Raw genomic sequence first — 205 nt, 5'->3', positions numbered from 1 at the left:
GATTTGGCCGCCTTCGTTGACGGCGTTAGGCGCGGTCAGTGTGACAGTGGTGGTGTTATCGGTGCCTGGGGTATCAGTGACAGTAGTGGTGACGTTATTAGTACCCGGAACCAGGTTTTCGTAATGCTCGCCACCGGTCACTCCCGTGATGGCGGTGGTGACAGTTTGGTCGCCTTGGTACACATCGTCCGGTGCCACAATCGAG

General features: G+C 57.1%; 1 protein-coding gene. It reads right to left on the bottom strand.

Annotated elements, in window-relative coordinates; all coding sequences use genetic code 11:
- Positions 1-205, bottom strand: a 205-nt coding sequence (locus tag GIR22_RS26095) for a hypothetical protein (protein WP_178122481.1), incomplete at both ends; no start/stop codon positions are given.

The sequence above is a fragment of the Pseudomonas karstica genome, assembly GCF_009707515.1.
Lineage (GTDB): Bacteria > Pseudomonadota > Gammaproteobacteria > Pseudomonadales > Pseudomonadaceae > Aquipseudomonas > Aquipseudomonas karstica.
Note: the sequence above shows the minus strand (reverse complement) of the source record. Positions and strands in the feature narration are given on the sequence as shown.